We start from the raw sequence: 19,501 nt of genomic DNA on the forward strand, positions 1-19,501 counted from the left end.
CCCGCTCGATGCGACACGAACACCGCCGGCTCGCCCGGCGGTTTTCTTTTGCGCGCTCGCAAGGCGCATCGCGTCTCCGACGCGATCTTGGCGATGGCGATGATGCGGTTCGCTGCGCTCACCGCATCCTACGGAGCGAATTCGCTGTCTGTGGGAGCGGCGTAAGCCGCGATGCGTCTTCGGCCGGAGTTGCGGGAATACACGCTCCCAGAAACTCAAGCCTGCGGCGGCAGCGCCGGTTGCAACAGGGCGATGGTCTTGGCCAGCGCGCCGCGCCCAAGTTCGACCAGGGCGCGGCCGGCCGCGACCATCTGCGCGCGCTGCTCGGGGTCGGATAGCAGGCGCTCGAGCTCGCGCTGCACCGCGTCGGCGTCGTCGCCGATGCGCAGCGCGCCGGCGGCCTGCAGGCGCTCGGCGATCTCGACGAAATTGTGCAGGTGCGGGCCGGTCACGATGGGCGTGCCGGTGGCGGCCGGTTCCAACAGGTTGTGGCCGCCGATCGCCTGCAGGCTGCCGCCGACGAAGGCGACGTCGGCGCCGGCGTAGAAGCACATCAGCTCGCCCAGGGTGTCGATCACGAACACGTCGTCGCCGCGTTGCGGCCAACGCATGCGCGAGCGCGTCGATACCGTCCAACCGATCGCGCGCGCGGATTCGGCGACCACCCGGAACCGCTCCGGATGGCGCGGCGCCCACAACAGCAGCAGCTCCGGGAAGCGCGCGCGCAGACGGCGATGGATGGCGATCACCGCCGCCTCCTCGTCCTCGTGCGTGCTGGCCGCGATCCAGACCGGGCGCGCACCGCTGTGACGGCGGCATTCGGCGGCGAATTCGTCCAGCGCCTCGGGCACGTTGACGTCGAACTTGAGGTTGCCGGTCTCGACGATCTGCTCCGGCCGCGCGCCCAGGCGCACGAAGCGCTCGCCGTCGGCGCGCGACTGCGCCGCGACCGCGCGCACGGTGCGTAGCGCGCGCGCGACCAGCGGCGCCAGCACCCGATAACCGCGCAGCGAGCGCTCGGACAGGCGCGCGTTGACGATGTAGGTCGGAATGCCGCGGTCGCGGCAGCCGAACAGCAGGCTGGGCCAGAGCTCGGTCTCCATGATCAGCGCCGCGCAGGGGCGGTGGTGCTGGAGGAAACGCGAGACCGCGCCGGGCAGGTCGTAGGGCAGATAGACGTGCTCGACGCCATCGCCCCAGGCCGCGCGCGCACGGTCCGATCCGGTCGGGGTGATCGTGGTCACCAGCAGGCGCAAATCGGGGCGGCCGCGGCGCAAGGCGTTGACCAGCGGGATCGCGGCGTTGACCTCGCCCACCGAGACTGCATGCAGCCACAGCGTGCGGCTGTGGGCGGGGCCGCGATAGATCGCGTAGCGCTCCAGCCAGCGCTGAAAATAGGCCGGCTGGCGAAAACCGCGCCAGATCAGGTGGTAGACCGTGACCGGCGCCAATAGGTATAGCGCGACCGAGTACAGGCCGCGCAACAGGCGCTCGATATAGTCCCTCTGCATGCGCCAAGGATAAGCGTTCCGCGCCCGCGCCACGCCCATCGGCCGCGCGAAACGGCGGCCACGGCCGCGATTGGCCAGCTTTTGCGCACGCGCGGCGCCGGTCCGTGGCCGCGTTTCGTCCTCATCCCTCTAAACTAGCGTGCATGAGCGCAACCCCGCTGCCCCTTCCCCCGCGCGGCCCCCGCCATTGGCCGATGTGGCTGGCCCTGGCCGGCATGTGCCTGGGCGCGCGTCTGCCCTGGTCCCTGCAACGCGGGCTGGGCCGCTTGTTCGGCGCGTTCGCCCTGCATGCGGCCGGAGAGCGCCGGCGCGCGGCGCGGATCAACCTGGCCCTGTGCTATCCCGAAAAGAGCGAGGCCGAGCGCGAGCGCATGCTGCGCGAGAGCTTCCGCGACCTCGGCATCGGCCTGTTCGAATTCGCACGCGCCTGGTGGGGCTCGGTGGGGCCGATGCGGCGCACGGTGCGCATCGAGGGCCTGGAACTGCTGGACGAGGTGCGCGCGCAGGGACGCGGCGTGCTGCTGATCTCCGGCCACTTCATGACCCTGGAGATGTGCGGCCGGCTGATGTGCGACCACCTGCCGCTGGCCGGCATGTACCGTCGCCACCGCAGCCCGGTGTTCGAGTGGGCGGTCAAGCGCGGACGTCTGCGCTACGCCGCGGCCATGTACACCAACGAAGAGATCCGTCCGGCCATGCGCCACCTCAAGCAGGGCGGCTTCCTGTGGTACGCGCCGGACCAGGACATGCGAGGCAAGGACACGGTGTTCGCGCCGTTCTTCGGCGTGCCGGCGGCGACGATCACCGCCACCCACCAGTTCGCCCGCCTCAGCGGCTGCGCCGTGGTGCCGTTCTTCCATCGCCGCGAAGGCGGCGACTACGTGCTGCGCCTGGGCGCGCCGTTGGCGGACTTCCCGTCCTCCGACGCCACCGCCGACAGCGCGCGCGTGAACGCCCAGATCGAGGCGATGGTGCGCGAAGCGCCCAGCCAGTACCTGTGGATCCACCGCCGCTTCAAGCGCCGGCCGCCGGGGGATGTCTCGCCGTACAAGCGAGGAGCGAGCGGGGAGGAGTGAGAAGTGAGCGGAAGCGTTTCCGCTCTGCTCTTACTCACTTCTCACTTCTCCAGACTCACTCCTGCTTCTCGGCCGGTTGCGACAACAAGCTCCCCGCATACAAAGCCACCAGCATCAGCGCCAGGCCGCCCCAGAAGGTCGAATAGAAGGCCAGATGGGTGTTGAACGGAAACAGCGTGACCGCGATCGCGAGCATGGCCGGGCGCGCGCGATCGCGCGCGGCGTCGTCGGCGAACCGCCACGCCCGCCAGGCCAGGGCCACGCCTGCCAGCCACATCAACAAACCGAACAGGCCGGTCTCGCTGAGCACTTCCAGCACCACTTGGTGCGCGTGCAGCGCGGGGCCGTAGCCCCAGGCGGCCTGCTTGCCGGGATCGGGGTCGCAGGCCGGGAAGGCCTCGCGGAAGCCGCGCGCGCCGACGCCATTGATCGGGTTCTCGCGCGCCATGCACAGCGCGGCGCCCCAGATGCGCGCGCGTCCGGACAGCGCACTGTCCACGCCCTCGGCGTCGGCGCTGCGGACCAGGGTGGTGCGCACGATGCGCTCTCGCACCTGCGGCGAGACCACGGCGATGGTCGCCACCGCGATCGCGCCGAACGCGAACACGCCCAGCAGGCGCTTCCAGCCCAGCAAGCGCCAGCCCGACAGCACCAGCACCAGCGCGTAGGTGATCCACGACGCGCGCGAACCGGCCAACACCACCACCAGGCCGACGCCCGCGGCCGCGATCAACCAACCGCCCATGCCGTAGCGCCGGCCGCCGGCGTAGAGCGCGAACGGCGACAGGCTGGCCAGCACTTGGCCGAGTTTGAGATTGCACGGGCCGAGCACGCCGCTGAGGCGGTCGACGCCGGCGATTTCCTCCGGCGTGCACATACCGTGGCCGCTGATGCCGCGCTTGATCGCGTCCAGCGCCGAAAACAGCGGGCTGGCGCCGGTCAGCGCCTGCAACAAGGCGTCCACCGTCCAGATCGCGACGATCACCGCCAGGCCGCCGAAGATGGTCCGGCGCCCGCGCGGATTGGCGACCGCCGAGGCCGCCAGCCACAGGAACGGCAGGTAGCGAATGTCTTCCAGCGCCTTGCGTAGCGCGTGCGGCGTGTCGACCGCATCGAAGGCCGAGACCAGCTCGGGCAACCAGTAGGCGAAGAACAGCACGCTGGTCAGGGCCCATGCCGGATTGCTCAGCAACTGGCCGCCGCTGCGGAAACGCGAGGCGACCAGGTGCACGATCGCGGCCAGCGCGCCCAGCACCAGCACCGCCTCGGCGTAGCCCGGCGCCGGCCACAGCGCGACATAGGCCAGGATCCAGGCCGGCGCCCATCGCCAGCCATGCGCGACGCCCGCCGGCTTCGGCGGGTTGGGATCGACCCAACGCGGATCAGCGCGGTCGGCGGGGGAATTCGGCGTAGACGCCAAGCGTGGCCTCCTGCATCGCACGCAAGGAATAGGCAATCGTATCCGTTGCCGCGGGCGGATGCGTTAGCAATTCGCGAGCCGCCGCGTGCAGTAAGACCGGGTCGAACGGCGCCACCGCCCCGCGCGGTTGCAGTTGCGCGAGCAGTTCGCCGACGCCGCCGTGGGCCCAGCCGAGCACGGCGCGCCCCACCGACAGGGCCTCCACCACGGTGCGACCGAAGGCCTCAGGTTTGCGCGACAGCTGCAGCACCAGATCGGCGGCGGCATAGGCGCGCGCGATCGCGTCGGTGGGCGCGGTGAAAGCGACCGCATCGGCCACGCCCAACGCCTGGGCTTCGCGTTCGAGTTCGGCGATGTAGGCCTCGCGCCCGGCCTCGCGCGCGCCCGGCAGCCACAGGCGCGCATCGTCGCCGTCGCGGCGCAGCGCGGCCAGCAGACTCAGCGCATCGGCATGGCCCTTGAGGCGGGTGCCGCGACCGGGCAGCAGCAGCAACGGCCCGCTGCCGGCGAGCGCGGGATGCAGCGACGCGGCCCAGGCGCGCGCCTCGCGATCCGGCATCGGCGCTCGCGGGAACGCGGCCGGATCGATGCCGCGCGGGATCGTGCGCAGCTTGGCCGGATCGGTGTCGGGGTAATGTCGCAGCACGTACCCGCGCACGGTGTCGGACACGCAGATCACGCGCTCACCCGTCGTCATGACCGCGCTGTAGCGCGACGGCGAATTGAGCCCGTGCACGGTGGTGACGAAATGCGGACGCGCCGTCGTCGGCATGCCGCGCAGGGCCAGCCGGGTCAGCCAGGCCGGCAGACGCGAGCGCGCGTGCACGATGTCGGCGCCGGTGTCGGCGAACAGGCGTCGCAGCGCGCGCGCGTGGCGCAGGCTCAGCAGGGATTTGCGCCCGATGTCGAGTTCGATGTGCTCGGCGCCGCTGGCGAGCAGGCGCGGCACCAGCCGGCCGCCGGCCGAGACCACGAGCGCGCGATGGCCGGCACGCACCAGCGCGTCGGCGATCTCCAGGGTGGAACGTTCGACGCCGCCGGACTCCAGCGCCGGCAGCAATTGCACTACGGTCAGCGGGCGCACGCGGAACCTGCGGCGTGGCCGCGCGGGCTCAGTCGTCGACCAGGGTGAAAAGCGCGCCGCAGTAAGGGCACTGGCATTCGCGCTCGGCCTCGATCGGCAGGTACACGCGCGGATGCGAATTCCACAGCGCCATCGACGGCAGCGGGCAGCTCAAAGGCAGGTCCGCGCGCGTGACGGTGTAGCGCTGTTCGGCGTTGGCCTGGGTGGGATGGGCGTTGGCTGCGGTCATGACGGAACGACGAGTGGCGACGCGGACGCGCAGTTTAGCAGGTGCGGGGTGGGCGATTCCGGCCTTCATCTGCCCTTTGGACAGCGCCTTTCCAGAAAAAGAAGAGAAGACCAAGAGCTAGTGGAACTGAGCCCCTCTCCCGCTTGCGGGAGAGGGGTTGGGGTGAGGGTCCGGCGCGACCGCGCAGCTCAAACCTCATCCCGGACCCTCCGCCCTGCGGGCACCTTCTCCCGAGGGTGCGAGAGAAGGGAACAGAGAGAAGGGGCTAGGGTTTACTACACCGGCAAATCGAAGAACAACACATTCGCCGCCTCGGCACCGAGCCCAACGATGCTCAAAGCACCGTCCTCTTCCCGATACCCCAGCGCATCGCCCGCCTGCAGCCGGCGCCCATTGGCCTCGACCTCGCCTTCGGCCACATGCAACCAGTACAGGCGTGCGGGATCGAGCTCATGTTGCAGGGTTTCGCCCTGGACCGGACGCGCGCCGTACAACCACGCCTGCTGGCGGATCGCGATGCTGCCCTGGGCCCCGTCCGGCGAGGCCAGCAGGCTCCAGCCCTCGCCGCGCACACCCGCCTCGCGCTGGGCATAGGCGGGCTGGGCGTTGAGGCGGTCGGGCTGGATCCAGATCTGCAGGAAATGCACCGGCTCGGATTCGGAGGCGTTGAACTCGCTGTGCTCGACGCCGTGACCGGCGCTCATCCACTGCAGTTCGCCGGGGCGGATGGTGCCGCCTCCGCCGGTGCTGTCCTTGTGCGCCAGACCGCCGCTGAGCACATAGCTCAGGATTTCCATGTTGGCGTGGCGGTGCGGCGAGAAACCCGCGCCGGGAGCGACGCGGTCCTCGTTGATCACGCGCAAGGGGCCGAAGCCCATCCAGGCCGGGTCGTAATAGCCACCGAAGGAAAACGTGTGGTGGCTGTCCAGCCAACCGGCCTGGACGCGGCCGCGGCTCGCGGAAGGGCGTTCGACGATCATGGCGCTTACTGCTTCGCCGCTTCCGGCTTGGGCACGATGGCTTCGGTGGTGATGTGGATCGTCACCTCGTCGCTGACGTTGGGCACGTACTTGCCCACGCCGAACTCGCTGCGCTTGATGGTGGTGCTGGCGTCGAAGCCGGCCGCCGCGCGCTTGGCCATCGGCTGCTCGCCGACCTTGTTGATGGTCACGTCCAGCACCACCGACTTGGTCACGCCGTGCACGCTCAGGTCGCCGGTGACCTTGAGCTTCTTCTCGCCCGCGGCCTCGACCTTGGTGCTCTTGAAGGTGATGTTGGGGTACTTGGCGGCGTCGAAGAAATCCTCGCTGCGCAGGTGCTCGTCGAATGCGGCGACGTGCGAGTTCAGCCCGGCCAGCGGGATGGTGACCTCGACCGAGGACGCCGACGGCTTGGCCGGATCGTAGGTGATGCTGCCGTCGACCTGGCCGAAGTGGGCGACCGGGTTGGAGAAGCCGAAGTGGCTCCAGCCGGCGACGACGTCGGTGTGGTTGGGATCGATCTTGTAGGTCAGCGGAGCGGCCGTGGCGGCGCCCGCGAAGGCGAGAGCGACGGCGGCGGCGAGCAGGAAGCGCTTCATGGCGGGAAATCTCCGGGTGGGGCCCTAAGGCCGGTCTGTGCGGGGCGTACTACGGGAAAACGAAACCGGCGCGGATCACAGGATCTGCGCGACCTCGTCGAACGACAAGCGCGGCGAACGCGGGAACAGCTTGGAAGCGTCGCCGTGGCCGAGGTTGATCAGGAAGTTGGACTTGATCGGCGTGCCGGCGAAGAAAGCCTTGTCGACCTTGGCGTTGTCGAAACCCGACATCGGGCCGGCGTCCAGGCCCAGCGCGCGCGCGGCCAGGATCACATAGGCGCCCTGCAGGCTGCCGTTGCGGAACGCGGCGGCGCTGCGGCCTTCGCGCGGACCGTCGAACCAGGCCTTGGCGTCGGTGTGCGGGAACAGGTAGGGCAGCTTCTCGTGGAAGTCCTCGTCGTGGGCCACGATCACCGTCACCGGCGCCTTCATGGTCTTTTCCAGGTTGCCTTCCGACAGCGCCGGACGCAGCTTCTCCTTGGCTGCCGCCGACTTCACGAACACGTAGCGGCCGGGCGACATGTTGGCGCTGGTGGGCGCCCACTTCATCAGGTCGTACAGGGCGCGCAGGGTATCGTCGCTGACCTCGCCGCCGAGCTCGTTATGGGTGCGGGCGGTACGGAATAGCTGGTCCAGTGCGGCATCGGACAAGGTCGAGGACATCGGAGTCTCCAAGGGGTGCCGGAGCGGGAGCGCCGCGGCCAAGGGGAGAAGTGTAGAGTCCGGGCCGTTAAGCAACGCCGCCATCGCCGGAACGGATTGATAGCACCAGTGCAACAAAAGACGCCTTCAAGCTCGGTTACAACCATGGATGACACTTTGGTCCTGACCGATGGACATGCCGGCAACGTCCGTCAGGCCCAGGCGCTGGCGGCCGCGCTGGGCCGGCCGGCGCGCGAGTTCGTGCTGGAAGCGCGGGCGCCCTGGGCCTGGGCCGCGCCGCGGCGCCTGCCAGGCGCCACGCGCGCGTTCGGTGCCGCGTTCGCGGGCGTGCTGGCGGCGCCGCCGGCGCTGGCGATCGGCTGCGGGCGCCAGGCCGCGCTCGCGACCCGCTTGTTGCGCCTGCGTGGCGCGCACGCGGTGCAGATCCTGGATCCGCGCATCGACAGCCGCCACTGGGATCTGGTGATCGCGCCCGAACACGACGGTTTGCGCGCGGCCAACAGCCTGTCCCCACTCGGCAGCCTGCATCCGGTCGACGACCTCTGGCTGGCCGCCGCGCGCAGCGCCTTCCCGGCCTTCGGCGCCCTGCCCGCGCCGCGCACGGCCTTGCTGTTGGGCGGCCCCAGCGCGCATGCCGCGTTCGATGCGGGCATGTTCGAAAACTTGATCGCGCGCGTCGCCGCGTTGGTGGAACGCGAGGGCGGCAGCGTGCTCGCGACCGCGTCGCGCCGCACGCCGGCGATGGTGCGCGAGCAGTTGCGCGCGCGATTCGCGCACGTGCCCGGCGTGGTCTGGGCCGGCCCGGAAGACGGCGCCAATCCCTACGCCGGCCTGCTCGGCTGGGCGGACCGCGTGGTCTGCACGGCCGATTCGGTCAATCTGTTGTCGGAAGCGGCCGCGACCACGATGCCGTTGTACATCGCCGGCATCGACGCGCTCAGCGGCCGCCCGCGCCGCTTCGTCGACGCTTTGCTCGCTAGCGCGCGGGCACGGCGCTTCGATGTCGCCAATACCCTCGCGCCTTATGCGGTCACGCCGCTACGCGAAACGGCGCGCATCGCGGACGAGGTGCGACGGCGTCTGGGGTTAGGCGCTTAGCGCAACGATGCGCTACGCGACGATGCGGTTCGCCTGCGGCTCACCACATCCTACGAGTGCCGTCTTTCACGCAGCCGCGACTGCGATTGCCGTTGCCGTTGCCGTTGCCGTTGCCGCGGCATTGAAGTCCAAAAGCAACGCACTCACACAGACAGCCGCAGACCCGTAGGGCGGCGCGCAGGACGCGCGCCGTTTTTCGAATGGACAGGGATGTCCATTCGAAAAATCCCGGCGTACGCACCGAACTCGCAGGGGAGGGTTGGTCACGCTAGCCCTTCTCTTTGGTTGGCGGTCTCTAAGCTCAAGTGCATCACTTGAATTGGAGGCGACATGGGTCAGGAATACAGCCATCTCAGCGCCGAAGAGCGCGGTGTGATCATGGCGATGAAGGCGCAAGGGCACAGTGGCCGGGCGATTGCGATGGTGCTTGGGCGCTCCAGCAGCACGGTGGTGCGTGAGCTGCGCCGCAATGGCCACGTTGACCCCTGGGCCCAACCCCGCATGGGCCGCCCCCGTTTGCCCTACGACGGCACACGGGCCGGTCAACGGGCGCTGCGATTGCGACGCAAGCCATGCCGATCCCGCAAGCTGCGTCGAGATTCGCCGCTGTGGCAGCAGGTCTGCCGCCTCCTGGGGCAGGGCTGGTCACCACAACAGGTCAGCCGCACACTGCGGCGACTCTACCCAGATCAACCGACGCAGCACGTGTCACACGAGACGATTTACACCGCCATCTATGCCACGCCGCGCGGTGCCATGCGGCGAGAGCTGGTGCAGCTGTTACGCCAGCACAAATGCGCACGTCGCCCTCGCGGGCAAGGCGCGAACCGACGCGGCCAGCTCGCGGATCTGCCTAGCATCCATGTTCGTCCGCCGGAAGCCGAGGAGCGTCTGGCGCCTGGGCATTGGGAAGGGGATTTCATCAAGGGCGCGCGTAACCGATCTGCAGTCGGCGTTCTGGTTGACCGCACCACGCTGTATGTGATTTTGGCGCGTATGGAGGGATGTTCAGCATTGCATGCCCTAGATGGCTTCACCCACGCGTTGAAACCGCTACCCGTCCACGCTCGCCAAACCCTGACCTACGACCAAGGCAAGGAGATGGCCCTGCATCGGGTCTTGTCGCAGCGCACGGGAGTGGCGATCTACTTCGCCGATCCGCGCAGCCCTTGGCAGCGCGGAATTTGCGAGAACACCAATGGTTTGCTGCGGCAGTACTTGCCTAAGGGTGCGGATTTGTCGATTTACAGCCAGCAGCAACTCGACGCCATCGCCCAACGTTTAAATCATCGCCCCCGCGCCACGCTGGGCTACCACTGTCCAGCGGAGATGTTCATGCGCCTGTTAGGTCATCACGAACTAGCGGATCGGATCGATGGTGCACTTCTATCTTGACTCCGCCGTTACTTTCTCTTGGGCTAGCAAGAGAAAGTGACCCGCATGCGCAGCAGGCGGAAGCCTTTGACTTCCGTGAAGAACCCGCGCAAAGCAAAGCAACAGCAAATCCTCCCCAACCCTCCTTTGATAAAGGAGGGAGCTAGGAGAAAGAGAAAGTGACCCGCATGCGCAGCAGGCGGAAGCCTTTGACCTTCGGTCAGAAAAAACGAAAGCAGAGCAACAGCAAATCCTCCCCAACCCGCCCGGCCAGCAGGCACAGCCTGCTGGCGTTCAGCCGCGCACGAACCTGCGGTTCGTAAGCCGCACGGCTTCACCCTTTTACAAAGGAGGGAGCTAGAAGCGAGAGAAAGTGACCCGTATGCGCAGCAGGCGGAAGCCTTTGACCTTCGGTCAGAAAAGACGAAAGCAAAGCAACAGCAAATCCTCCCCAACCCGCCCGGCCAGCAGGCATAGCCTGCCGGCGTTCAGCCGCGCACGAACCTGCGGTTCGTAAGCCGCGCAGCTTCATCCTTTTACAAAGGAGGGAGTCAAAAGCAAAGGATGGGACTTGCTTGTAGGAAGGCGCCAAAGACACTGGATCCCCGCTTTCGCGGGGATGACGAGCAACAGCAAAGGCATCATGTCCAAGCGCCTGCAGGAGAGCGCCGAAGGCGCTGCATGCTCGGCTACGCCGAAGTAAAGCGGAGCCCGCTTCCGCAGGGATGACAACGTAGAGCGCGCGGAACCGCGGAGGATGGGATCGGCTACCCAAGCAAGCTCTTCAGTCGAACGCCAAGCCCTGCGCCTTCGCCGCCGCGCGTATCGCCGCACGCGCCGCCTCCACCGCCTCGTCCGGCGCCACCCGTCGCGCACGCCGATCCAAAGTGCAATCCAAGCCTCGCGCCAACAAGGTCGTGTGCGCCGAACGCAGCGACGTCGCGGTGACCTCGTCCAACACCCCGACCAACTGCGCGATCCCGATCAGCCCCGGCGTATCGCGCGGCGTCAACAAGGCCGCGTGCGCTTGCGCCTCGCGCAACACTAAGGCCTGCAGCAGGAATTCCAGATCGACCAGGCCGCCCTCGCCCTGCTTGAGATCGAACGCCGCCGCATCGCTGCGGTCCAGCTCGGCGCGCATGCGCAAGCGCATCGCGCCCACGTCCTCGCGCACCTTGGCCGGATCGCGCGCGCTGGCCAGCGTTTGCGCGCGCACGCGCTCGAAATCCTCGCGCAGCCCCGGATCGCCGGCCACGCTGCGGGCGCGCACCAGCGCCTGGTGCTCCCAGGTCCAGGCGCGCTCGCGCTGGTAGTCGGCGAAGCTGGTCAACGACGACACCAGCAGGCCCTTGGCGCCGTCCGGGCGCAGGCGCACGTCGACATCGAACAAGCGCCCGGCCGCGGTCACCGCGCCCAACAGCGCGACCACCTTCTGGGCCAGGCGCGCGAACCAGCGCACCGCGTCCAGCGGCCGCGCGCCATCGGACTGCATGCCCTCCACGGAGGTGCCGTCCGCGCGCGGCGCGTCGTACAGGAACACCAGGTCCAGATCGGAGCCGAAGCCCAGTTCCTCGCCGCCGAGGCTGCCATAGCCGAGCACCACGAAGCGCGACCCCGGCACGCGCCCATGCGCGGCGGCGATATCGCGCTCGGCCAGCGCGAGTACGCGCAGGACCACGCCGTCGGCCAGCCAGGCCAGCTGGCGCGCGCTCTCCTCGGCCGATTGACGGCCATCGCGCAGGGCCAGGGCGATGCGGAAACTCAACGCCTGACGCACCTCGTTCAAGGCCTGCAGAGTGGCCTCGGTGTCGTCGCCCTCGTCGACCTCCTCGCAGGCCGCGATCAATTCGGCGCGTCCCGGCAAGGGCCCGGCCACGCGCGCGTCCAGCAGTTCGTCCAGCAGCAGCGGATACGCAGCCAGACGTTCGGCCAGCAGGGCGCTGCGGGTCACGGCCTCCAGCAGACGCGACAGCGCGGCCGGTTGTTCGTCGAGCAGGGCCAGGTAGGCGCTGCGGCGCAGGATGTTGTGCAGCAGCGCGAGCAGACGCTTCAAGGCCAGCATCGGTTGCGAGGACACCGCCGCGCCTTGCAGCAATGCCGGCAGAACGCGATCCAGGCGCGCTCGCGCGCCGTCCGACAAGCCGCGCACGCCGGGGCTGCGGGCGAGATCGCGCAGCATGGCGTCGGCCGCGGTCGCGTCCTCGAAACCGGCGTCGGCCAGCACCTCGGCCGATCCCGCCTCGGGCAACGCGCCCCAATACACGGTCAGCGCGTTCGGCGCGACCGTGCGCCGGCGCGGTGCGAGCAGGGCGTCGAATTCGGCGGTCACGCGCGCGCGGCGCGGATCGAGTTCGGCGCGCAGCCCGTCCCAATCCGCGTAGCCCAGCCCCCGCGCGATTCGCAGCCTGTCGTCCTCGCCCTCGGGCAAGGCGTGGGTCTGGGCGTCGCGCAGCATCTGCAGGCGGTTTTCCAGCCGCCGCAGATAACGGTAGTCGTCGATCAGGGCCGCCCCGGCGGCTTCGCCGATCTGGCGTTGGGCGATCAGCTCGCGCAGCGCCGGCAGCAAGCGCCTGCCGCGCAATTCGGGCTCGCGGCCGCCGCGGATCAGTTGCAGGGCCTGGGCCAGGAACTCGATCTCGCGGATGCCGCCCGGCCCGCGCTTGATGTCGTCGGCCAGTTCCTTGCGCGCGACTTCGGCGCTGATCGCCGCCTTCATCGCGCGCAAGCCGTCGAGCGCGCCGAAATCCAGGTAGCGCCGGTACACGAACGGGCGCAACGCTTCCAGAAAACGTTCGCCGGCGTCCAGATCGCCGGCGACCGGACGCGCCTTCTGCCAGGCGTAGCGTTCCCAGTCGCGGCCTTCGCGCTGGAAATACTGCTCCATCGCCGCGAACGACCAGGCTAGGCGGCCGGCATTGCCGTAGGGGCGCAGGCGCAGGTCGACGCGGTGGCAGAAACCGTCGGCGGTGACCTCGTCGAGCAGGCGCGCGAGCTGCTGGCCGAGCTTGGCGAAATAGTTCTCGGCGTCCAGCGCGCGCGCCGGGTCGCGGCCGTCGTATTCGGTGCTGCCGTCGTGTTCGTAGGCGTAGACCAGGTCGACGTCGGAGCTGAAGTTGAGTTCGCCGCCGCCGAGTTTGCCCAGCCCGAACACCACCAGCCGCTGCAGCCGGCCGTCGCGGTCGCGGATCGCGCCGTAGCGTTGGGCGAACTCGGCTTCCAGCGCGTCCACCGCACGCTGCAGACAGATCTCGGCCAGGGCGGTGCTGCCGGCCAAGGTGGCGTCGACCTCGTCCAGCCCCAGCGCGTCGCGCCAGATCAGGCGGGTCGAGCCGGCTGCGCGATAGCGACGCAGCAGGCTGCCCCAGTCGGCGCGCTGCTCCGGCCGCAACTCGGGCAAGGGCCAGGGCTCGGCACCGTCGTCGCCGGCCAGCGCGGCCAGTAAGGCGGGCTGACGCACCAGGGTGTCGATGGCGAAATCGCTGATCGCCGCGACCCGGGCCACGCGTCGGGCGAGCTCGGGATCGGACAGCGCGGCGGCGCTTTCGGGCGCGGACGCGCGCAGGCGCGCAAGCGCGCGCTCGGTCGCGTCGGAGGGCATGGAGACGGTTGCGGACATCCTGCGATGATGGCATGGCGGCCGCGGCGTTCAGTAGCGCGCAAACAGCGAACGCCCGCCGCGGCAGGCGCGACGGGCGTTCGCATCGCCGCGACCGGTCACCATCGGTCGCGGCGCCCCTGCGCGGTGGCTGCTTAGCGCAGCGAATCGTTGGCGTTCACGCGTCCCTGGCCGAAGAACTCGTCGACGCCGTGCGTGCCCAGGTCGGCCGCGCCTTGCCTGAGCGCGTTCTCCACCCGCGAAACCTGCAGATCGCCGCCGTTGGCGCCAATGATGAGCGCGGCGATGCCAGCCGCGTGCGGCGAGGCCATGCTGGTGCCGCCGGCCCAGGAGAAGCCGCCGGTGCTGTCGCTGAACACCAGATCGAACACCCAGCACGGCCGCAACAGGCCGGCGACGGTGCAGTTCTCGTTGCCCGGATACACCGAGTCGCCGCCCGGCGCGGCGAAGTGGACCGTGTGCTTGCCGTAGTTGGTGTAGCTGGTCGGGATGTCGAGGTTGGTATCGAAGTTCAGCGCCCAGCCGATCGGCGCGGTCGCGGAGATACCGACCACGCCGTCGACGCCGCCCGGGAACGACATCAGGCGGTTGCCGTCGGCATCGACCGCGCGATCGAAGTCGATCGCGTCGTTGCCGGTGGACGCGATCACGATGGTGTTGTTCTGGCGCGCGTACAGCACCGCTTTCTGCATCGCCTTGATCAGGTCCTTGGTGTCGGCGGCGATCGGCAGGCCGCCGGACACGCCCAGGCTCATGTTGATCACGTCGGCGCCGTTGTCGGTGGCGTAGAGGATGCCTTGCAGGATGCCGGCGAAGCTGCCGCTGCCGGTGAACTCGGACAGCACCTTGACCGCGAAGAACTTGGCCGAGGGCGCCACGCCGATGATGCCGATGCCGTTGTCGGCGGCGGCGATGGTGCCGGCGACGTGGGTGCCGTGGTTGAAGGCCGGGAACGGACGCGTCGCGCACGCGCCCTCGCCGGCCACGAAGGAGGTGTTGAGATTGATCAGAAGGTTGGGCACCAGGTCCGGATGCGTGCAGTCCACGCCCGAATCCAGCACCGCCACCACCGCGCCGGCGCCGCGATAGCCGCGCGCCCACGCGTCGGTGGCACGGATCGCGGTGTGCCCCCACTGCAGGTCGAAGCGGGTGTCGTTGTCGCCGGTGTTGGGCGGACTGGCGGCGTTCTCGCCCAGGCTGAGCCCGCTCACCACGGTCGGCTGTTCGAACTGCAAGACCTGGTCGCGCGACGCCGATTCGATTTCGCCCAGTTGCAGCGCGCGCGCGGCGAAGCTGTCGTCGGCCTCGACGATCGCCACGCCGATCTGCGCATAGCGCGCCTTCACCTGACCGCCGGCGGCGGCGATCTTGGCGGCGAGGGCCGGACTGAAGTTCTGCGCTTTCGCCTGTACGACGTAAGTCGCCGCATGCGCATTGCCCGCAGCCAACGCGGCCGCGCACACAGCCAATGTCCAACGCTTCATAACCCCTTCTCCTGGATAAGAGTGACTTGCGTCACGGTCTTCCCCCATGCCGAAGCAGGGTAGGCCCATGCGGAAGGGGTCTCAAGGCACGGATTTGCGGCCGAAAACGGCCACCGACTGTCGCGCGGAGCCGGCACGACGCTTGCGGATGGAGGTGGAACGCGAACTAGCGGGCAATAAAAAAGCCCGCCCCGGTCGAACCGGTTGCGGGCCTGCTCCCTCCCCCACGTCGGGATGCGGGGCGATCGTGAAGGAAACGTTATCCCCTTTGCACGCTGCACTGCAAAACGATACCCGCCAGTTCAAAAAGCCCCGGGATTCAGGCAGTTACCTGAATAGGGCTCGGCCCGCGCCGGAACTGGCTCAGACGCAGCTGGGCGAGGACCGCACGCGCGGCGGTCTCGCCCGATTCGCAGCCGCCTTCCATGAAGCCCTGGGTGTCGAGCGCGCAATGCTCGCCGGCGAAATGCAGGCCGCCCACCGACTCGCCCATGGCCCCACGCAGACCGGTCCAATCGCCGGGACGCAGGCAGGCGTAGCTGCCCAGGGTCCAGGGGTGGCTGGGCCAGTGGAAACGCGCCTCGCGCTGGCCGGCGCGTGCCTGCAGCAGACCCGGAAACACGCGCTCCAAGGCCTCGGTCACGGCCTGCGCCTGCTCGCGCGGCGTGCCCTGGCCCAGGTCGATGCCGTGCTGGCCGCCAGTGAAGTTGGTCAGCACGCCGCCACGGCCGGGCTGCTTGCGGGAAGTCTCCCAGCTGGTCTGATAGCTCAGGTCGCTCATCGAGGCGCCGTTGCCGCCGTGCTCGCGCCAGACCCGGCGGTCGTAACCGATCATCAGCTTGGCGTTGCTGCCGTAGGCCAGGGTATCGATCGCGCGGCGTTTGACCGGCGGCAGCTCGGCCTCGATCGCGACCTGACGCAGCAGGGTGAACGGCAGGGCCAGCACTACCTGCTTCGCCTGCACCTGGCGCGAGCCGGCGCCGGCGTGGAACGACAGCGTGTAGCCGCCGCGCGCCTGCGCGCGCACCGATTCCAGCACCTGCCCGGTCTCGACCGCGTCCTCGAGCTTGCTGCCCAGGCGCTGCACGATCAGGTCGTTGCCGCCGCGCACGTGGAAGCGCTCGTCGCTTTCGCCGAACACCGCGAAGGCGTTGTCGTCGGTGCCGATGAAGGTCAGCAGGTTCAAGGCCGACTGCTGTTCGATCGCCAGCCCCATCTCGGTGGTGTAGGCCACGTCGATCAGCTTGCGCAGCCAGCCGCCGACCTGGTTCGCATCCAGCCATTGCGCGATCGACAGCGCGTCCAGCACCTGCGCGCCTTGGGCGTCGCGGTAGGTGATGTCGCCGTCGCCCAGGCGCGCGAGGTCGCGCTCGATCAAGGCGGCGACCGGCACGAAGGCCTCGACCAGTTCGCGCTCGTCGATGCGGCGGCCGTCGAAGTACCAGCGGTCGGTGCCGGCATCGCCTTCCAGCAAGTCGTCCAGGGCCAGACCGAGCTCGCCGGCCAGCGCGCGGATGCGCAGATGGTTGCTGTCGATCAATTCGCCGCCCAGTTCGATCACCTGGCCGTCCGGGAAATGATCGCGCAGGCTCAGCATGCGTCCGCCGACCCGGCCCTGGGCCTCGAACACGCGCACCCGCACGCCGGCCTGGCGCAGCCGCCAGGCCGCGGTGAGGCCGGCGATGCCGGCCCCGACCACCACCACCTCCTCGTCCGGCGGCAGCAGTGCGCGCGGCGGCGCCTGCGCGCAACCGGCCAGCACCAGGCCGGCGCCCGCGCCCTGCAGCAGGCGGCGCCGGCGCAGGTCGGTGCGGCGCTCGTCGGCGTAGGCCTGCAGCTCGTCCAGGGGCTGGCGCGCATGCAGGGACGCGCGCGCGATGCGGGCCGCGCGGCGCAATAAGGAGTACAGGGGCGTGCGGGCCATACGCGCTTCCTCGTCGGGTTCTGCACTGGCAACGCAGGCCGGATCGCGTCCAGGCCAGAGACGGTTTCGCCTGTCCTGCGCGACACGGTTCTGTCGTTGTTAGGGGTCAACGCATGTTCTATAACTGGGAAGTCCCCAGCGTCCAAGGAGGAGACGCCATGCCGCCGCCCCGCCGCACTTCCCCCTTCGCATCCCTCATCACCTGGTGCGCGCTGCCGCTGAGCAGCCTCGCCTTGGCCGCCTGCGCGCATGTGTCGCAGAGCGAGCCTACAGACAAGACGTCCATCAAGGAGGAATCCATGACCACCACCGCCACCCCCCAGCTCACCGCCGACGACATCAGCCGGCGCGTGTTGAAGCTGATCGAGGGGCTCAAGTCCAGCGATCAGCTCACCCCCGAATACGTGGAACAGCAGACCGGCCTGGCGATCCAGCGCGCGGCCGGCCGCGCCGATTCGTTCGGCACCGGCGCCCAGCTGACCCCGGACTGGGCCTACAACCTGTACGTGACCAAGCCCGACGGCGCCGACAGGAACAAGCTGATCTTCGACTTCTCGCGCACCGGCGAGGGCAACGCGCCGATGAGCGCGATCTGCGGCGTCGACTTCAAGCAGTACGCCGAAGCGCTCAAGGGCATGGGCTTCCAGGACAGCGTCAGCTACGGCGAACACGGCCGGGTCGACCACTACCGGTTCCAGCGTCCGACGCTGTCGCTGGAGGTCTATATCGAGGGCGAATCCAGCGAAACGCCGGAGAAGACCACCCACCACTGCGTGAAGATGATCACGGTCGAGTAAGGGAAGGATCCCGTCATGCCTATCAGTGCAGATCTGCAGAAACTCATCGACGATTTCGGCAAGCAGTCCGGCGTCAGCGCCGAAGCCGTCACCAACCTCACCGCCACGATCAACGGCTCGCCGGCCCTGATGGCGCAGCTCAACGACGTCGTCACCAAGGGCCACCTGAAGGGCTTCGCCGCGCTGACCGACCCGCACGCCGGCGGCGCCTACCGCAGCGGCGACCAGACCATGCTGCTGCCGATCAAGGGCCTGGAGAACGCGCCCGGCGGCAGCTACAACGCCGGCAACATGACCTTCGTGCTCGGCCATGAAGTGCAGCACGGCTACTTCCGCACCGATCGCGCCACCGCCCTGTCGACCTTCGCCACCGAAGCCACGGCGATGGCCAAGAGCCCGGCCTCGGTGCACGACTACACCACGATCGTCGGCAAGATGATCCAGACCAACCGCGACGACGAGGCCAAGGCCCACATCGCCGGCTGGAACGCGCTGGTCGGCAACGTGCGTCAGGCCAAGCCCACCGCCACGCTCGAGGACGTCTACCTGAAATCGCCCGGCCGCGCCGGAGACTTCATCAACCGCAGCGGCACCGCGCCCAACTTCACCTACGCCATGAAGCCCGACCTCACCGTCGGCGCCGACCTGTCGATGGCGCAAAGCGCCGACAACATCAAGGCGATGGGCAAGTACTACTTCGACATGCCCGGCTCGCAGGCGCGTCTGGGCCACAACGGCAATTCCGACTACGCCAACTACTACGGCGCCAGCTACGTCAGCTACATCAGCCAGCTCGAGCACGCGCACGGCAAGACCGCCGATGGCAGCAAGCCGGCGGTGCATCTGAACATGACCCAGCTCAAGCTCAACGAGAGCCTGATGGAGCAGAACGGCATCGACCTGGGCGCGAATTCGGCCGGGCGTCAGGCCTACGTCGACATCAGCACCAGCACGCCCAAGCCGGGTCACTTCGACCACACCAAGACCACCCACACGGCGGTGCCGATCAACTCGCCGCTGGAGAAGCTGCTGGAGGACACGCATTCGCACATCCGCGTCGATCCGCGCAGCGCCGAGCATGCCGACCACAAGCTGTTCACCGGCATCCGCGACAAGGTCGAAGGCGAGTTCGCGCGCCACGGCCGCAGCATGTCCGAGGGCGATCTGGACCGCATCGCCGCCGGCATGACCGTGGAGGGCAAGCGCAACGGCATCACCAGCCCCGACCACGTCGCCCTCAGCGTCGACCCAGTGACCAAGGAAGTCGGCAAAACCGCGTTCCTGGTCCAGGGCGGGCTCAGCGACCCGGCCCATGTGCGCGTCGGCGTGCCCACCGACAAGGCGCCGTCGGCCGAGGAATCCTTCCGCCAGCTCGACGCGCTCAACCAGGGCCAGACCCCGGCCCAGCCGGCGCCGCTGAAGGAACAGCGCCAGGCGCAGTCGATGTAAGGCGGACCGACCGTCCGTCGGTGCCACGGCATCGGCGGTCGGCGCGGCGGGGACGCGCGTCTGCGCGTTCCCGACGTTCTCCGCTCGTTGCGCATCGCCCGCGCGCGACGCGCCTGCGCGTGAGTGCGCGGCGAATCCCGCGATTACGCTCGCGCAGCACGGCACCGATTGCGGCAGCGCAGCACCTGCGCGCACGC

At 69.0% G+C, this 19,501-nt stretch carries 15 protein-coding genes; 5 read left to right on the forward strand and 10 right to left on the reverse strand.

Annotated features, from left to right (window positions below; all coding sequences use genetic code 11):
• Positions 1–215 precede the first annotated feature (215 nt).
• Entirely contained in the window at positions 216–1,511 is a 1,296-nt protein-coding gene (gene waaA / locus ASE43_RS13940) for a lipid IV(A) 3-deoxy-D-manno-octulosonic acid transferase (RefSeq protein WP_057161134.1), read from the reverse strand.
• A gap of 143 nt (positions 1,512–1,654) precedes the next feature.
• Here waaA and lpxL point away from each other — a divergent pair, with 143 nt between their 5' ends.
• Positions 1,655–2,587 carry an LpxL/LpxP family Kdo(2)-lipid IV(A) lauroyl/palmitoleoyl acyltransferase gene (lpxL, locus tag ASE43_RS13945; RefSeq protein WP_057160901.1) on the forward strand — a complete coding sequence of 311 codons (933 nt, stop codon included), beginning with the start codon at positions 1,655–1,657 and terminating at the stop codon, positions 2,585–2,587.
• Between the two features lie 55 nt (positions 2,588–2,642).
• Here lpxL and ASE43_RS13950 read toward each other — a convergent pair whose 3' ends face one another.
• The 6 genes from ASE43_RS13950 to ASE43_RS13975 form a co-directional block, all read right to left on the reverse strand.
• Positions 2,643–3,896, reverse strand: a complete 1,254-nt coding sequence (locus ASE43_RS13950) for an O-antigen ligase family protein (protein ID WP_057161135.1) — start codon at positions 3,894–3,896, stop codon at positions 2,643–2,645.
• 73 nt (positions 3,897–3,969) lie between these two features.
• The gene (locus tag ASE43_RS13955) at positions 3,970–5,091 is read right to left on the reverse strand and encodes a glycosyltransferase (protein ID WP_057160902.1); all 1,122 of its coding nucleotides are present in this window, start codon (positions 5,089–5,091) and stop codon (positions 3,970–3,972) included.
• Positions 5,092–5,119: 28 nt separating this feature from the next.
• Complete coding sequence (locus tag ASE43_RS13960) at positions 5,120–5,320, reverse strand: zinc-finger domain-containing protein (RefSeq protein WP_056180259.1); 201 nt, start codon at positions 5,318–5,320, stop codon at positions 5,120–5,122.
• Positions 5,321–5,595: 275 nt separating this feature from the next.
• Complete coding sequence (locus ASE43_RS13965) at positions 5,596–6,300, reverse strand: pirin family protein (RefSeq protein WP_057160903.1); 705 nt, start codon at positions 6,298–6,300, stop codon at positions 5,596–5,598.
• A gap of 5 nt (positions 6,301–6,305) precedes the next feature.
• Entirely contained in the window at positions 6,306–6,899 is a 594-nt protein-coding gene (locus tag ASE43_RS13970; RefSeq protein WP_056180264.1) for a YceI family protein, read from the reverse strand.
• A gap of 75 nt (positions 6,900–6,974) precedes the next feature.
• A complete protein-coding gene (locus ASE43_RS13975) occupies positions 6,975–7,562 on the reverse strand; it encodes a malonic semialdehyde reductase (RefSeq protein ID WP_056180267.1) in 588 nt (195 codons plus the stop codon).
• Between the two features lie 144 nt (positions 7,563–7,706).
• On the opposite strand from ASE43_RS13975, the gene ASE43_RS13980 reads away from it, so the two are divergent.
• Both ASE43_RS13980 and ASE43_RS13985 read left to right on the forward strand, forming a co-directional pair.
• Complete coding sequence (locus ASE43_RS13980; protein ID WP_057160904.1) at positions 7,707–8,660, forward strand: mitochondrial fission ELM1 family protein; 954 nt, start codon at positions 7,707–7,709, stop codon at positions 8,658–8,660.
• Between the two features lie 330 nt (positions 8,661–8,990).
• On the forward strand, positions 8,991–10,055 hold the full coding sequence (locus ASE43_RS13985; RefSeq protein ID WP_057160905.1) for an IS30 family transposase: 1,065 nt from the start codon (positions 8,991–8,993) through the stop codon (positions 10,053–10,055).
• 763 nt (positions 10,056–10,818) lie between these two features.
• Here the strand turns inward: ASE43_RS13985 and glnE are convergent.
• The 3 genes from glnE to ASE43_RS14000 form a co-directional block, all read right to left on the reverse strand.
• Positions 10,819–13,650, reverse strand: coding sequence for a bifunctional [glutamate--ammonia ligase]-adenylyl-L-tyrosine phosphorylase/[glutamate--ammonia-ligase] adenylyltransferase (glnE, locus tag ASE43_RS13990; protein ID WP_057160906.1), 2,832 nt, complete (start codon positions 13,648–13,650; stop codon positions 10,819–10,821).
• 134 nt (positions 13,651–13,784) lie between these two features.
• The gene (locus ASE43_RS13995) at positions 13,785–15,134 is read right to left on the reverse strand and encodes a S8 family serine peptidase (RefSeq protein ID WP_162258795.1); all 1,350 of its coding nucleotides are present in this window, start codon (positions 15,132–15,134) and stop codon (positions 13,785–13,787) included.
• A gap of 319 nt (positions 15,135–15,453) precedes the next feature.
• Positions 15,454–17,058: an NAD(P)/FAD-dependent oxidoreductase gene (locus ASE43_RS14000; RefSeq protein WP_057160908.1), complete on the reverse strand. Its 1,605-nt coding sequence runs from the start codon at positions 17,056–17,058 to the stop codon at positions 15,454–15,456.
• A gap of 299 nt (positions 17,059–17,357) precedes the next feature.
• Between ASE43_RS14000 and ASE43_RS14005 the strand changes: the two genes are divergently transcribed.
• Positions 17,358–17,855, forward strand: coding sequence for a hypothetical protein (locus ASE43_RS14005; protein ID WP_157499935.1), 498 nt, complete (start codon positions 17,358–17,360; stop codon positions 17,853–17,855).
• Positions 17,856–17,870: 15 nt separating this feature from the next.
• The gene (locus ASE43_RS14010; protein WP_057160910.1) at positions 17,871–19,304 is read left to right on the forward strand and encodes an XVIPCD domain-containing protein; all 1,434 of its coding nucleotides are present in this window, start codon (positions 17,871–17,873) and stop codon (positions 19,302–19,304) included.
• The last annotated feature ends 197 nt before the right edge of the window (positions 19,305–19,501 follow it).

This window comes from Lysobacter sp. Root983 (genome assembly GCF_001429345.1).
Lineage (GTDB): Bacteria > Pseudomonadota > Gammaproteobacteria > Xanthomonadales > Xanthomonadaceae > Lysobacter.

What these genes read in the sequence shown, in the direction of transcription:
- ASE43_RS13995 (WP_162258795.1), bottom strand. Translation starts at nt 15,134, where the DNA reads ATGAAGCGTTGGACATTGGCTGTGTGCGCGGCCGCGTTGGCTGCGGGC.
- glnE (WP_057160906.1), bottom strand. Translation starts at nt 13,650, where the DNA reads ATGTCCGCAACCGTCTCCATGCCCTCCGACGCGACCGAGCGCGCGCTT.
- ASE43_RS14005 (WP_157499935.1), top strand. Translation starts at nt 17,358, where the DNA reads ATGACCACCACCGCCACCCCCCAGCTCACCGCCGACGACATCAGCCGG.
- ASE43_RS13985 (WP_057160905.1), top strand. Translation starts at nt 8,991, where the DNA reads ATGGGTCAGGAATACAGCCATCTCAGCGCCGAAGAGCGCGGTGTGATC.
- waaA (WP_057161134.1), bottom strand. Translation starts at nt 1,511, where the DNA reads ATGCAGAGGGACTATATCGAGCGCCTGTTGCGCGGCCTGTACTCGGTC.
- ASE43_RS13975 (WP_056180267.1), bottom strand. Translation starts at nt 7,562, where the DNA reads ATGTCCTCGACCTTGTCCGATGCCGCACTGGACCAGCTATTCCGTACC.
- ASE43_RS13980 (WP_057160904.1), top strand. Translation starts at nt 7,707, where the DNA reads ATGGATGACACTTTGGTCCTGACCGATGGACATGCCGGCAACGTCCGT.
- ASE43_RS14000 (WP_057160908.1), bottom strand. Translation starts at nt 17,058, where the DNA reads ATGGCCCGCACGCCCCTGTACTCCTTATTGCGCCGCGCGGCCCGCATC.
- lpxL (WP_057160901.1), top strand. Translation starts at nt 1,655, where the DNA reads ATGAGCGCAACCCCGCTGCCCCTTCCCCCGCGCGGCCCCCGCCATTGG.
- ASE43_RS13970 (WP_056180264.1), bottom strand. Translation starts at nt 6,899, where the DNA reads ATGAAGCGCTTCCTGCTCGCCGCCGCCGTCGCTCTCGCCTTCGCGGGC.
- ASE43_RS13965 (WP_057160903.1), bottom strand. Translation starts at nt 6,300, where the DNA reads ATGATCGTCGAACGCCCTTCCGCGAGCCGCGGCCGCGTCCAGGCCGGT.
- ASE43_RS13960 (WP_056180259.1), bottom strand. Translation starts at nt 5,320, where the DNA reads ATGACCGCAGCCAACGCCCATCCCACCCAGGCCAACGCCGAACAGCGC.
- ASE43_RS14010 (WP_057160910.1), top strand. Translation starts at nt 17,871, where the DNA reads ATGCCTATCAGTGCAGATCTGCAGAAACTCATCGACGATTTCGGCAAG.